We start from the raw sequence: 13,423 nt of genomic DNA on the forward strand, positions 1-13,423 counted from the left end.
GAATGTATCTCTGGAGGAAATCCGGCAGCACTCATAGCGACGCAAGCGCCTCTTCAATCTTGGTCTCTGGCGCGATGGGGTCGAACGGGGCTTTCCGAAGCCGGTGTAACAGGCACATCACCGCAACGTCGTCGATATCGTCAGGCTCGACGATCGATCGTCCTTCGAATGCCACCAACGCTCGTGCAGCTCGCACGAGAGCAAGCTCGCCACGATGACCTTCTAATTGTAGCGTACTGCAAATACGCGACGCTCGTTCTAGGGCGGAATCCGGAAGAACGATAGTTCCAAGCAGTTGCATCGCTGCGACAATCCGCGAGCGAAGCTCGTCCGTTTGATGGAGGAATCTTGATACAAACTCCGTCGGATCGTCTTCAAAGGCAAGTCTGCGGCGTACCACTTCAACGCGATCTTCGACCGAATCTTCCTTCTGCAGAAAAACGGCAAGGCCGAAACGATCGAGCAATTGTGGCCGCAACTCACCCTCTTCCGGATTACAGGACCCTACAAGAACAATATCAGCCGGATGCTTCACCGAAAGCCCCTCACGCTCGACGATATTTTCCTTGCTTGCGAGCACATCGAGAAGCACATCGACGAGCGAATCTTCAAGAAGATTTACCTCATCGATGTATAAAATACCCCGGTGCGCTTTCGCAAGTAATCCCGGATCAAATACCCGCTCGCCGGTCTTAATCGCCGACTCAAGATGAATTGAACCGAGGAGCCGATCTTCGGTCGCGCCAAGCGGCAGATCGACAAGCGGACGCTGGACCATCACGGTCTTCCCTTCGCTGCGGAAGGTACAGTTCTCTACAGGACAATTGCCTTCGCCAAGAACACAACCAAACGAACAACCCTCAATGCTTTCTATATCGGGAAGGACTTCGCGCAGCGAACGCACCGCCGTTGATTTTCCAGTGCCGCGTTCGCCAAAGAGGAGCACCCCGCCGATCCCCGGATCGATCGCCGCGAGGATCAGGGCACGCTTCATCGACTCCTGGGCGACAAGTGCAACAAACGGGAAAGTGCTTCGCTTTCGGGGTGGCGTTTGCTTACGGGTGATCGGCGTATTCGATAGCGTTGGTTCGAGCATCGGGGTCTAAACGAATGCTCACGAATGGAAGTGCCATCTCAGCTTCTTGCTCGTCTGGCAACGATACTACGACGCCATAGGAATAAGGTGAGAACGAGAAGGAGGATCGCTGCGAGAAACAAGCACAGGCCAGTGAGATCATCCATGCCGAGCGGCCCCATATGCGGCCCAGCACCGAGCGAATCCGTTACGGAAGTGGAATCTGAGCCGACGCCGAGCGAATCAGACGCCGATGCAACTACCGGAATAGAAAGCAACGTAAGTATATATGTTATCTTACTTTGCATGAGCTGAATCCGTCGTTGTAGCATGTACCCCTACGGGGGCTTCGACTCTCTCCTGGGAAACCGAGACATATGCCCACGCAGTCATGGCTGTCATGTATACAATGGCTACGATTCCAATCCAAGTAAACAACGGGCTGCGTTGTTCACGATCTGCTTTTTTATCGAGCCATGGGATCGTCGTCCAGAACACAGCAACAAGCACGAACCCAATCACGACCAACCATTCCGGCAACAACTTCAACGTCTGGAACAGAAACATGAAATACCACTCAGGATGAACACCAGCCGGCGGTTCGCTCGGATTTGCAATGTCATACGCTTTTCCCAGGCCCCACGGGTAGATCACTGCAATTGCAACCAATATGCCGAAGCCGATCAACCAGACCATCATTTCCTTGATGAGGTAGTCCGGAAAATACCGCGTCTCCCCTTTGACCTCGGTACCGACAGGCGAACTGCTTCCGAAAAGCAGCATCAAACCAACATGAAGGAGTACGAACAGAATTGATAATACTGGGAGTACACCGACATGCAATGCGAACGACCGAGTGAGCGTCGCACCGTTTACATCAGCCGCTCCTTTAATCAACGCAGAAATGATATCACCGACAAATGGGACCGCCTTGGGCACTTCGGTCCCGATCTTGGTTGCGAAATATGCGGTTTCGTCCCAGGGCAACAAATATCCCGTAAAGCCGAAGCCAAGCATCAATGCAAGCAGGATCATCCCAGTGACCCACAGTATTCGTCTCGGTGCGCGATATGCTTTCATCAGCATCGCGCTAAACATGTGAATAAATGCCGTAAGAACGAGTGCATTTGCACTCCACGAATGCAGCGAACGGATCAGCCAACCGAACGGCACTTCGTTCACGATACGTGTAATACTCTTATGTGCAGCTTCTACCGTCGGTTGATAATAGAACAGAAGCAGAACCCCGGTAACGATCTGAACAATAAAGAAGAGGATACACAAGCCGCCCATGTAATACCACACCGACGACTTGTGTTGCGGCACCACTTTTCGCTTGACAACCTCGAAGGTCTCACGCAGATGCAGCGCGTCGATAAGCGAACGATTGTTCGTCGTACTCATGACGTTTTCGCCTTCGGAATTAGTGTAACGTCCAGCTTGCCGTCCTTCTGGACGATTGTCAGCTCGGTCAACGGAGATTTCGGTCTGGTACCGGGTACGTTCACGCCGTTGGCATCGTAGCGGCCGTGATGACACTTACAATAAAACCCCGGAACATCGGGTTGGTATGACACCGTACAGCCAAGATGCGTACACTTTGCATCAAATGCACGAATGCCGTTGTCCGGTTGAAAAATGACGAGAACAGGTTCGTCGTTGATGTCGAGAAGCTTTGAGGGATGCTCGGCACTTACCTCGTTCGGCTCGATCATGACATCCTTTGCTCCACCCGAGCTCTGATATCCGAGATAGCGACCGACGGCATAGAGGATCGGCGCGATCACTGCACTGATACTCACGCCAAGCATCGCCCGAATGATCGAGCGACGCTTGGCTTGTGCTTTTGAATTTTGCAACGGCTCACTCATCGCAGTGGCGCCGAATGTTGGTGGACTTAATTAAGATCGACGATGACACTCTTCGTTTCGGTATAGAGGTCGATCGCGGCACGGCCCAATTCCCTGCCGAAGCCCGATGCTTTGTACCCTCCGAACGGCAGCGCGTTATCGGTCGTGGAAATCGTGTTGATCCACACCGTACCGGCACGAAGCGAGCGCGCAAGTTTGTGCGCCTTCTTAATATCACGCGTCCAGATCGCAGCGGCAAGTCCGAACTGCGAGTTATTCGCTTCCTTCACCGCTTCTTCAAGATTTTCGACCTTGATGACCGATGCGACCGGTCCGAATATTTCTTCCTGAGCGACCCGCATCGAGTTGGTCACATTCTCGAGAACCGTCGGCTTCATGAAGAATCCCTTCGTTCCGATACGATCACCCCCGACTGCAACCTTCGCACCCTCGGCTTTGCCGATATCGATATAGCTCAGTACCCGATTCAGGTGTTCGAAGGAGATTAACGCACCGAGACGAGTTTTCGGGTGAAGCGGGTCGCCGGCGACCATTTTGTTCGCACGAGCAAGGAGCACGGACATGAACTGATCGTACCCCGCTGCTTCGACAAGAATACGCGAGCCAGCAGTACACATTTCTCCTTGATTGAAGAAAATGCCACCGAGCGCATATTTCGCTGCCGTCTCGAGATCCGAATCGGCCAGCACGATATTTGGTGATTTGCCGCCAAGCTCGAGCGAGACACGCTTCAAGGTTTTGGCAGCATTCATCATGATGGTCTTCCCAACTTCAACACTGCCGGTGAAGGCGATCTTATCGACTCCGGGATGATCGACAAGCGCTGCACCTGTGATATGACCGAAACCGTTCACAACGTTAAACACTCCGGGCGGAATGCCTGCTTCGAGCGTCAGCTCGGCAAATCGCAAAGCGGTAAGGGGCGTCTGCTCTGCCGGCTTTAGTACGACGGTATTTCCGCAGGCAAGAGCCGGCGCTACCTTCCAGGAAAGCATCTGCAACGGGAAATTCCACGGGATAATCTGGCCGCATACACCGATCGGCTCACGAAGTGTGTACGCAAACGCATCACCACCGTGCGAGATCGGCACCGTGTCTCCGGTAATTTTCGTCACCCATCCGGCGTAATATTCGAAACACTCTGCTGCCTGCGGGATGTCGAATTTCGCGGATTCGAAAATCGGCTTGCCGGTATCGAGCGTTTCGAGCTCTGCGAGTTCATCTATGTTCAGACGAATGAGATCGGCGAGCATCAACATGCATCGTTGGCGATCCTGCGGGCTCATCTTGCGCCATGCGCTTCCCTCTTCAAATGCCGCACGAGCAGCATGCACGGCTCGATCGACATCGGCTGCATCCCCTTCGGCGACCGCTACGATCACCTCACCAGTTGCCGGATTGATCGTGTTAAACGTCTTCCCGCACACGGAGTCGACGAATTCGCCGTTGATGAAATGCTTGCCCGCCTTCGGGTTTGCCTTTTGCGGTTTGAGTTCTACCAAAATATCGGTGCTCGTTGTCGTCTCGCTCATGGTCATTGATCGAATTAATTTCCGTCGCCGCTTCCGGAAGAGGGTTCTGCCGGTTTCGGTTCTTTGGACTGTTTCAACTGTGCTTTATAAAATTGGAGCCGCTCTTTGAAATAGGATTTATCGTCCTTTCCCTTTGCATGAGCGAGTGCATCCTGCGCATCATGCACAGCAGCGTCATACTGTTTGAGCGACCAGTGCGCAAGTGCGCGGGTATCGTAAAAATCGGCAGAGGTTGGTTTTGCAGCGATCGCTTCGTCCACAAGCTTCAATGCCTCCTCCCAGCGTTTGCTGTGGGTGGCAAGATCCCAAGCGTAATTGTTGAGCGTCTCGGGATCCCGGACTCCGGTGAACGCGAAGATTCGATCGTAGCACACGGCGATACTGTCGATCTTCTTGCGCATCTGGTAAAATTCGAGAAGGTCACGAAGTCCCTGTAATGCGTCCTGGCTATCCTGATCGGACTTGCCGAGCGAAGCGATCCACGTCCGTACAAACTGCGTTTGTCCTTCGACATTCATCCGCAGATAGGCGTATTGTTTCGCGGCCTCGCGAGCTTCTGTCAAGTGATCGCGCATTTGGGCAATCACTCCAAGTTGGTACACCACGCTATCGTACTCCGATCGCTCCGATAGTCGGTCGAGATACAATTTGCGTGCGGCAAAGTTGGTCGTATCGCTCCAGAAACGCTGGCGCAACCGTTCTACCGTGCCGACCCCATGCATATACTCTGTGACTCGTGCAATGAACTGATCCCCCGTTAAGAGATTCGGATATGCAATGCGCTCGATCTCGCTCGAATCCGGGCGAAGGAGGATCGCTGTCGGCCGCACGCCAATGCCATAGCCTTTCTCAAGTCCGTCCAACCGATGACCGAGATTCCGAAGACTATCGAAACCGACAGACGGCGGCGGGTCGACCGAAAAGTCGTTAATGGCGCATTCGAAATGCTCGAAGAGATAGACCAGTACCTCTGGATCACGGAGGATTCGGTTACGAAACCCGACACTGGCAGAATCGGCGAAATCGACGTTGAAGACAATCACCGGCTTGTGCGACTTCTGTGCATGAGCCAGCGCATCATCCCACATGTCAGTAATCGGATACTTCCAACGTCCGGTCTTTTGCAACTGCGCTATCTTTACGGCAACCGAATCCGTCGTGGATGCTATACGTCCTTGTTTCGGATGAGCCGAACGCTTCTGACCCAGCGCCGGGGCACTGAGCAGTAGCGAGCAGACGATCAGTACCGTATACTTCACGCCTTGTTCTCGTTGCGCTTGATCTGGATCCGCTCGATCTGTTCCGCACTAAAGCCAGCGGCGCGCATCTTTTCGGGATCGTCAAGAGTGCCATCGAGCAAATGCAACATCGACTGCGAGAGCCCCATCAGGGCAAATCCGCCGTCGTGATACAAGTTCTGCATCGTGACTTTGCGCGTGAGGTCGCTCAGAAGCGTCACACAGTAGTCGCCGCATTCTTCCGCCGATGCATTCCCGAGTGGAGCGAGCAGGTCTGCATAATAGTACATTTTGTCGAAATCTACAATACCGCTTCCTGCGCGGGTCCAGGTCGGAGACTGCGAGACGGTGTTCACACGAATTTTCCGATCCCCCAGGCGCGAGCCGTAGTTGCGGGCGATCGATTCGAGCACTGCTTTTGCTTCGGCCATATCGGTGTATGTCGTGAACGGACGCTGCGCAGCCATGTGCGTGATGCCGAGAATGCTGGCATAATCGTTGAGCACATCGTTGGCAAGGGCACCGCTGATAAGGCGGTGAAGCGACAGAGCCGATACATCCAGTGTCTTTTGATACCAATCGTAATTGAGCTTATCGTATGACATCCCCTTTCGAATGTTTGTCGACATGCCGACCGAATGGACAAAGAAGTCTACCTTGCCGAACTGCTCCTTTACCTGCTTCCAGCATGTATCGATCTCCTCTTGATTGGAGGCGTCGCACGGGATGAGTGGTGCATTTCCGCACATTGTGGCAAGCTCTTGCGGTTTGCCGATGCGCAGAGCCAGAGCCACGTTGCTGATTGCGAGCTTCGCACCCTCACGATACGCTGCCGTCGCAATATGCCAGCCAATGCTCGATTCGTCGAGCGGCCCAAAAATCACGCCCGTCTTCCCGGAAAGTAAACCGTAGGAACGTTCAGCCATACGATATTGAAAGAATGTAGAAGTTACTAAACACGAGCAACAGGGGCTCGGTTGCGAGACACCCGGATTACCGCTGTGCCGACAACTCCTGAAATACCAACCCCGAAAGCAATTTTGGATAGAAATAGGTCGACTTCTGAGGCATGTATGCGCCCTCTTTCGTCACGTCCATCATCTCGTCTGCGTTCACAGACTTCAATAGAAACGCAGCATTGTAGGCATTCTGCGAAGTCATCGCTTCGAGTTCGTCTACCGTATGTGGATACCAAAGGTTCGACTTCGCGTCGATCTGTTCTTGCGTAAGCCCGGCAATTGGCTTGAGAATGCGCTCGTGGAGGCGATACACCGCGAGTCGCTCGAGTGCCGTTCCCGTTGGCTCGCTTCGCTCACTGACCACAACCCAATACGGTTCGTCCGGGAAACCGATCAGCGTGAGTGCCGACGGCAGCAGCTCGAATGCGGCGAGCGCAGTATCCCGATGTTCGAACGTCTTCAGCTCGAACTGCTTCTCAATGTTCGCGAGAAACGAATACTGGTCGAACGACGCAAGTGAATGCAGCACACGGTGCGTCGGAAGTATGATCGTCCCTTCCCCGCGCAGGTTCGAAAGGAAGATCATGATGCCGTCGGCGCCGGGAAGACCATGGTGTGTCTCGGCGAATGCGACAGCCGTCTCATAGCGGTGATGCCCGTCGGCAATCACGATCTGCTTCGATGCAATGAGCTTCTGCAGACGCGTTACGAGCGGCGGATCGGTCAGCTTCCACAAGGTGTGTCGAACATGCGCACCCGTCGGCAGCACTTCGTCAACGTCAGCAAGGGGCGGCATTGCGGTAACGCCATCGACGGTGTGGTCGAAGACGAGCGCGGAATCGTCGATGAGTCCGAAAATGGGGCTGAACTGCGTACCGGTGGTCTCCAGTAAAGCAAAGCGGTCCTTCTTGGCTTTGGGTAAGGTTCGCTCGTGAGGAAGAACGTTGCCCTCCGAGTATGGCTTCACCGTTAGCCTACCAAGCACTCCACGACGGGTTACCTGCTCACCGGTCGGAGTGGAGAATGTCTGGTAGTACACGTAGTACGCCGGAGCATCTTCGGTGACGAGTACCCCTTCTTGCTTCCACGTATCGAAGAATCTCTTCGCACTGGCATACGGATCGTCATCGCGGTTGAGCTCGAGGCGGATCACGTTATGCGCATCGAGCTCATAAAAGGCATCGCGCTGTTCGGTCGAGATAACATCGTACGGTGGCGACACCACATTTGCCATTCGTACCTTCGAGCTATTATAGCGTGTGCCGATAAACGGATCGAACTGATTCATAGTAGTGCAGATCAAACTTGATAACCAAATTCAGAGAGTGCGGTCTTATCGTTTCGCCAATCCGAGCGCGACTTGACGTGGAGCTCGAGAAACACCGGATGGCCGATGAATTCCTCGATCGCCCGGCGCGAATATTGTCCGAGCTGTTTCAACGCTTCGCCGCCTTTACCGATCAGGATGGACTTCTGCGAATCACGCTCGACGAGTATCTGCGCACGGATGAGCCACTTCCCCTTCTCGCGCTCGGCGTATTCTTCGATAATCACTTCGGTCGAATACGGAATCTCGTCTCGGAATTGCTTGAAGATACATTCGCGAATGAATTCGGAGACAAAGAAGCGCTCGTTCTGATCGCTGAGCTGCTCAGGATCATAGAAAGGCACTCCCTTCGGCAGATATTGTGTGATCAGCGGCGCGAAGTTGCGGATATTGTGTTTGCTCTTTGACGAGAATGGAAATATCTCCGCGAATCGCTTCATGTCCGCATACTGCTGTACCAGCGGCAGGAGTTGATCGCGGTCTTTCACCAGATCTATTTTCGACAGCGCAAGGATCATGGGTTTGTCGCCTGCGAGGTCGAGGTATTTCTGCCACTGTTCCGGAAGCGCACGTTCGGGCGATCGATTTGCTTCGGCAAGTACGACGATCACATCTGCATCATCGAACGATCGCTTGACCTCTTCGAGCAATGCCTTATGATGCAGCGTCGACGGCCGTGGCATGATGCCGGGGGTATCGAGGAAGATAATCTGTGCAGTGTCGGATGAAAAGATACCGAGTACACGTTTTCGAGTTGTCTGAGGCTTTGCGGAGATGATCGAGAGTTTCGTCTCGAGTATTGTATTGAGTAGAGTCGACTTTCCCGCATTCGGGATGCCGACAATCGCGCAATATCCTGATCTGAATTCCGATTCCATAGTCGTGTGAGATGATCCGACCGATCATGATCGGTCGCCGCCGTTTAGGGCTCTTTCAACATCGACGCAACTCTTGCGTCGCAACTCTGTAACGCTTCGGCAGGCGTCTTCGTCTTGTAGAGTGCCTGCGCAACTTCGTCTTCCAAGATCGCTTCGATCTCCAGCCACTTCGGATGTACCGGCGTCATTTTTGCTGTTCGAAGCTGTCGTATGAATACGTCTCCTTGATCGCGTTTGTAGTAAAAGCTATCGCGTTGCATGAGCGTATCCGCCGGGAAGATATTAAATGCCTTCGCCAAACGCAACTCGATATCCGGGCGGGTCAGAAATGCGACAAGTTCTTTCGCTTGTGGTTTCATTTGACTGCTCGAATTGACCGCTAAATACTCACCACCGGCAAAGCTAACACCATCCTTGCCGTCGGGTCCGGGGAAAGGTGTACAATACCAATGAAACGCTGCGTTCTTCAACGGCTTCAGCAGCCATGCGCCACTAAATAGGATCGCGAGTTTCCCGCGCTTGAACAGATCGTCGAGATTCTTTTGTGATTCCAACACTCCTGCATCGAGCTGTTTCACATAAAACGTGAGGGCTTCGATATTCTTCGCGGAAGCGAAGCATGGCTTGCCGTTTGAATCGATAATATCCCCGCCATTTGACCAAAACTGCGGCAGGATCTTTTTATAGAGCCGATGAGCATCAGACCCGTTCACCCCGATTCCGCTCGCCCCGGTCCGCTCTTGAACAGTTTTTGCCATTTGGATCATTTGGTCCCACGATTTGAACAGCGGGAGATTATCCAGGTAGTCAGAATCTACGCCGCGAACCAGAAGATCCCGATTCACGAACAACACTCTCGTGTCTACGAACCACGGAACGGCAAAATACCGACCGTTCCATGCTCCGCAGACTCGTGCGTATGGAGGTGTTGCAAGGATACGCCGTTGCAGCGAGTCGGCCGTTGAGATATCCTCTAATACTCCGCTCGAAGAAAACTCCGGCACCCAATCGCTCCCGAACTCGATCACATCCGGCGCAGTACGGGCGTTGAAGTTGATCATCAACTTCGTTTTACCATCCCCCCAACTGAGTTCTGATACTTCGACCTTGATGTCAGGATGTTCGGTAGTGAACTGGGTAATAACCGAATCCATGACGGCACGTTGACCGGGCTCCGACCAAAAGTGTGAGAAACGCAGCACACCGGGTTCGATACCCCGATCGCAGGATGAGAGCAGACCAAGAAGCAGCATCCATACAACAACAACGGATCGTGACTCCTTGGCTGCCCGAGCTGCAAACGGCAGTCGGGAAAGACAACGAATCACGATCCGCAGGGTATTCATTCGTGCGATAGAAGCGTATTAGGCTTCGACGCCGTGGCAGTTTTTATATTTCTTCCCACTACCACACGGGCACGGATCGTTTCGCCCGACCTTCGGACCGACACGGATTGGTGCCTTCGGTGCAGCCGATTGTTGTGGCGGCGGAGGCGGCATTTCCGGCCCGCCCGATACCGTCGCGCTTTGTGGCATTGCAGAGACCGTCGAATGATAATCCTGCTTTACTGCAACCATTCTCCGTGTCGCTGCCGGTTTGGGCGGTGCGATACGTTGCGCGGCGGGCTGGCCACCTTGCGGCTCGGTCGGATAGAGCTTAAAGACCATGTCGATGACGCCGTCACGGATGAGTGTGAGCATCTCGGTGAACATACGATAGCCTTCTTGCTTGTACTCGATGAGCGGGTCCTTCTGACCATACGCGCGAAGGCCGATTCCCTCTTTGAGCTCGTCCATCTCGCGCAGGTGATCTCTCCACTTCTCATCGATGACCTGCAGTGTCGCGAAGCGCTCGAGAGCAGCCATGAGATCGTGGCCGAGTTGCTCTTCCTTCCGGTTATAGAAGCCTTTGATCTCTTCGATCAATAATTCTTCGAGTCCGTGTGCTCCCATCTTAGCCCATGCCTCGCGGTCAACCGGCACGTCCGTCATGTACTTGGTGAGTACTTCGTCATGGATTTCGTCATACTGACCTTGGTCGAAGTGAGCGACCACGATCTCACCAACCGCCTGTTCGATCATCTCGAGGATCTCATCTTTGAGGCGTTGACCATAGAGCGCATGACGGCGGCGGTCATAGATGACCTCGCGCTGCGAGTTCATCACATTATCGTACTCCAACAAGCGCTTTCGAATAGCGAAGTTATTCTCTTCCACCTTCTTCTGCGCACGCTCGACTGATTTGGTGATCATCGAATGGTTGATCACTTCCCCTTCTTTCATGCCCATCTTCGACATAATGCCGGAGATGCGCTCGGATCCGAAGAGGCGCATGAGGTCGTCCTCAAGCGAGATGTAGAACTGCGACGAACCGGGATCGCCCTGACGACCCGCACGACCGCGAAGCTGGCGATCGATACGACGTGCTTCATGACGTTCGGTGCCCAGGATGTGCAATCCGCCCGCTTCTTTGACGCCGGCACCGAGTTTAATATCGGTACCGCGGCCTGCCATGTTTGTGGCAATGGTTACGGCTCCCTTGTGGCCAGCGCCCTGTACAATCTCGGCTTCACGGGCGTGCTGCTTTGCATTGAGCACATTGTGTGGGACGTTCAGTCGCTTGAGCATGCGCGAGAGCGTCTCGGAGACTTCGACGCTTGTCGTGCCGACAAGCACCGGTCGCCCGGCATTGCGCATTTGCTGGACCTCCTCGATGATCGCATTGTACTTTTCACGGCGCGAACGATAGACGTTGTCGTTTCGGTCATCGCGGGAGATCGGTCGGTTGGTCGGGATGACGACCACATCAAGCTTATAAATCTCGATGAACTCGCCGGCTTCCGTTTCTGCCGTACCGGTCATACCCGCGAGTTTCTTATACAAACGGAAGTAGTTCTGCAGGGTGACGGTCGCGAGCGTCTGTGTATCGCGTTCGACAACCACACTTTCTTTTGCCTCGATAGCCTGATGCAGCCCTTCGGAGTAGCGACGGCCCGGCAAAATGCGGCCCGTGAACTCATCGACAATCATCACCTTCCCGTCCTGCACGACGTACTCTACGTCTTTCTCGTAGAGACAGTACGCACGCAGCAACTGCGAGATCGTATGCAAGCGATCCGAACGGTCTGCATAGACACGAGTCAGTTCGTCCTTCTTCGCTTGTTTATCGAGCGGCGACAAATCGCCATGCTCCATCATCGACAGTTCGGTCGCAATATCCGGAAGGATGAATAGATCGCGATCCGCACCACCACCGGCGAGGTAATCGCGGCCCTTTTCGGTCAGGTCGATTTGGTGGTTCTTTTCTTCGACGATGAAGAACAATTCGTCATCGACAATGTGCATGTTGCGGCTATTGTCGCGCATGTACTCCAGCTCTGTTTGCTGCATGAGTCGCATGGTATCGCCGTCGCCAAGCAGCTTCATCAAGCGCTTGTTCTTCGGCATGCCATGCTGGGCACGAACAAGCTGCATTCCTGCTTCCTTCCGCCGTTCGGCATCGGTCGACTTCAATCCTTCTTCCGCTTCGGCTACGAATTTCGCGACCAGCGCCTTTTGCGCATTCACCAGGCGTTCGACCATCGGTTTCATCTCGTCGAACTTATGGTCGCCCGACTCCACCGGACCGGAAATAATAAGCGGCGTACGAGCCTCGTCGATCAATACGCTATCGACTTCGTCCACGATGGCGAAGTTGTGCGGACGCTGTACCATATCCTCGACCTGCGTCACCATGTTGTCACGCAAATAATCGAAGCCGAACTCGTTGTTTGTACCGTAGGTGATATCGCAGGAATATTCTTTCTTGCGCTCCCACGGCTGCATCGACTGCAGAATCTTGCCGATCGTCAGACCGAGGAATTGGAAAATCTGCCCCATCCATTCGGAGTCGCGCTGCGCAAGGTAATCGTTGACCGTCACAAGGTGCACGCCTCGACCGGCGAGCGCATTGAGGTAGAGCGGCAAGGTCGCAACCAAGGTCTTTCCTTCACCGGTCGCCATTTCGGCGATCTTTCCTTGATGCAGCACGATGCCGCCGATCAACTGCACGTCGTACGGGATCATATCCCACGTGACGTTCTGTCCGGCAGCAGTCCAGCTCTTGCCAACATGGCGGCGACAAGCATCCTTCACGACAGCGAAGGCCTCTGGCAACAAGTCGTCAAGCATCGCGGCAATCTCGGCATCGAGATCTTTCTCAAGCGCATCGATACGCTCCATGACGCTGAGGCGCTCTTCGTGCGGAAGATCGAGCTTCAGCTGTTCGCGAAGCTCGGTGAGCTCGCGCTCGATGGCTCCGGTGGCCTCCTGAATACGGGCGCGGAATTCGGTCGTCTTGGCCTGGAGTTCGCTATCCGAAAGCGAGGACAACTTGGCGTACTCCTCGTTAATCTGGTCGACGATCGGAAGGAGGCTCTTCACATCCTTTTCGTTCTTCGATCCGAAAACTTTTTGTAGTAATTTGAGCATGATTCTACTGGTAAAGAGCGTCCGGCAGGAATTTCCGTGAACCGGAGACTCCCCGCCACTTCCTTACGTGGTGA

At 53.9% G+C, this 13,423-nt stretch carries 10 protein-coding genes; all 10 read right to left on the bottom strand.

The features are described from left to right. Positions 1 to 31: 31 nt before the first annotated feature. On the bottom strand, positions 32 to 1,096 hold the full coding sequence (locus JSS75_06200) for an ATP-binding protein (GenBank protein MBS1903274.1): 1,065 nt from the start codon (positions 1,094 to 1,096) through the stop codon (positions 32 to 34). 276 nt (positions 1,097 to 1,372) lie between these two features. Next, positions 1,373 to 2,479 carry a cytochrome bc complex cytochrome b subunit gene (locus JSS75_06205; GenBank protein MBS1903275.1) on the bottom strand — a complete coding sequence of 369 codons (1,107 nt, stop codon included), beginning with the start codon at positions 2,477 to 2,479 and terminating at the stop codon, positions 1,373 to 1,375. Next, positions 2,476 to 2,946 carry a Rieske 2Fe-2S domain-containing protein gene (locus JSS75_06210; GenBank protein ID MBS1903276.1) on the bottom strand — a complete coding sequence of 157 codons (471 nt, stop codon included), beginning with the start codon at positions 2,944 to 2,946 and terminating at the stop codon, positions 2,476 to 2,478. Before JSS75_06210 ends, JSS75_06205 begins: the two co-directional genes overlap by 4 nt. A gap of 26 nt (positions 2,947 to 2,972) precedes the next feature. Continuing rightward, the gene (locus JSS75_06215; protein ID MBS1903277.1) at positions 2,973 to 4,478 is read right to left on the bottom strand and encodes an aldehyde dehydrogenase family protein; all 1,506 of its coding nucleotides are present in this window, start codon (positions 4,476 to 4,478) and stop codon (positions 2,973 to 2,975) included. A gap of 14 nt (positions 4,479 to 4,492) precedes the next feature. Then, positions 4,493 to 5,737: a hypothetical protein gene (locus JSS75_06220; GenBank protein ID MBS1903278.1), complete on the bottom strand. Its 1,245-nt coding sequence runs from the start codon at positions 5,735 to 5,737 to the stop codon at positions 4,493 to 4,495. Next, positions 5,734 to 6,642, bottom strand: a complete 909-nt coding sequence (locus tag JSS75_06225; GenBank protein MBS1903279.1) for an SDR family oxidoreductase — start codon at positions 6,640 to 6,642, stop codon at positions 5,734 to 5,736. Before JSS75_06225 ends, JSS75_06220 begins: the two co-directional genes overlap by 4 nt. Before the next feature lie 67 nt (positions 6,643 to 6,709). Continuing rightward, positions 6,710 to 7,963, bottom strand: a complete 1,254-nt coding sequence (locus tag JSS75_06230; protein ID MBS1903280.1) for a DUF1015 domain-containing protein — start codon at positions 7,961 to 7,963, stop codon at positions 6,710 to 6,712. Between the two features lie 11 nt (positions 7,964 to 7,974). Further along, on the bottom strand, positions 7,975 to 8,880 hold the full coding sequence (era, locus tag JSS75_06235) for a GTPase Era (GenBank protein ID MBS1903281.1): 906 nt from the start codon (positions 8,878 to 8,880) through the stop codon (positions 7,975 to 7,977). 44 nt (positions 8,881 to 8,924) lie between these two features. After that, entirely contained in the window at positions 8,925 to 10,226 is a 1,302-nt protein-coding gene (locus tag JSS75_06240; GenBank protein MBS1903282.1) for an extracellular solute-binding protein, read from the bottom strand. Positions 10,227 to 10,244: 18 nt separating this feature from the next. Then, a complete protein-coding gene (gene secA, locus JSS75_06245) occupies positions 10,245 to 13,349 on the bottom strand; it encodes a preprotein translocase subunit SecA (GenBank protein ID MBS1903283.1) in 3,105 nt (1,034 codons plus the stop codon). Positions 13,350 to 13,423 lie beyond the last annotated feature (74 nt).

Source organism: Bacteroidota bacterium, from assembly GCA_018266755.1.
Taxonomy (GTDB): domain Bacteria; phylum Bacteroidota; class Ignavibacteria; order Palsa-1295; family Palsa-1295; genus JAFDZW01.

Coding starts and splice junctions, on each gene's coding strand:
- JSS75_06215 (MBS1903277.1), bottom strand. CDS start 4,478: ATGAGCGAGACGACAACGAGCACCGATATTTTGGTAGAACTCAAACCG.
- JSS75_06200 (MBS1903274.1), bottom strand. CDS start 1,096: ATGCTCGAACCAACGCTATCGAATACGCCGATCACCCGTAAGCAAACG.
- JSS75_06205 (MBS1903275.1), bottom strand. CDS start 2,479: ATGAGTACGACGAACAATCGTTCGCTTATCGACGCGCTGCATCTGCGT.
- secA (MBS1903283.1), bottom strand. CDS start 13,349: ATGCTCAAATTACTACAAAAAGTTTTCGGATCGAAGAACGAAAAGGAT.
- JSS75_06230 (MBS1903280.1), bottom strand. CDS start 7,963: ATGAATCAGTTCGATCCGTTTATCGGCACACGCTATAATAGCTCGAAG.
- JSS75_06210 (MBS1903276.1), bottom strand. CDS start 2,946: ATGAGTGAGCCGTTGCAAAATTCAAAAGCACAAGCCAAGCGTCGCTCG.
- JSS75_06240 (MBS1903282.1), bottom strand. CDS start 10,226: ATGAATACCCTGCGGATCGTGATTCGTTGTCTTTCCCGACTGCCGTTT.
- era (MBS1903281.1), bottom strand. CDS start 8,880: ATGGAATCGGAATTCAGATCAGGATATTGCGCGATTGTCGGCATCCCG.
- JSS75_06225 (MBS1903279.1), bottom strand. CDS start 6,642: ATGGCTGAACGTTCCTACGGTTTACTTTCCGGGAAGACGGGCGTGATT.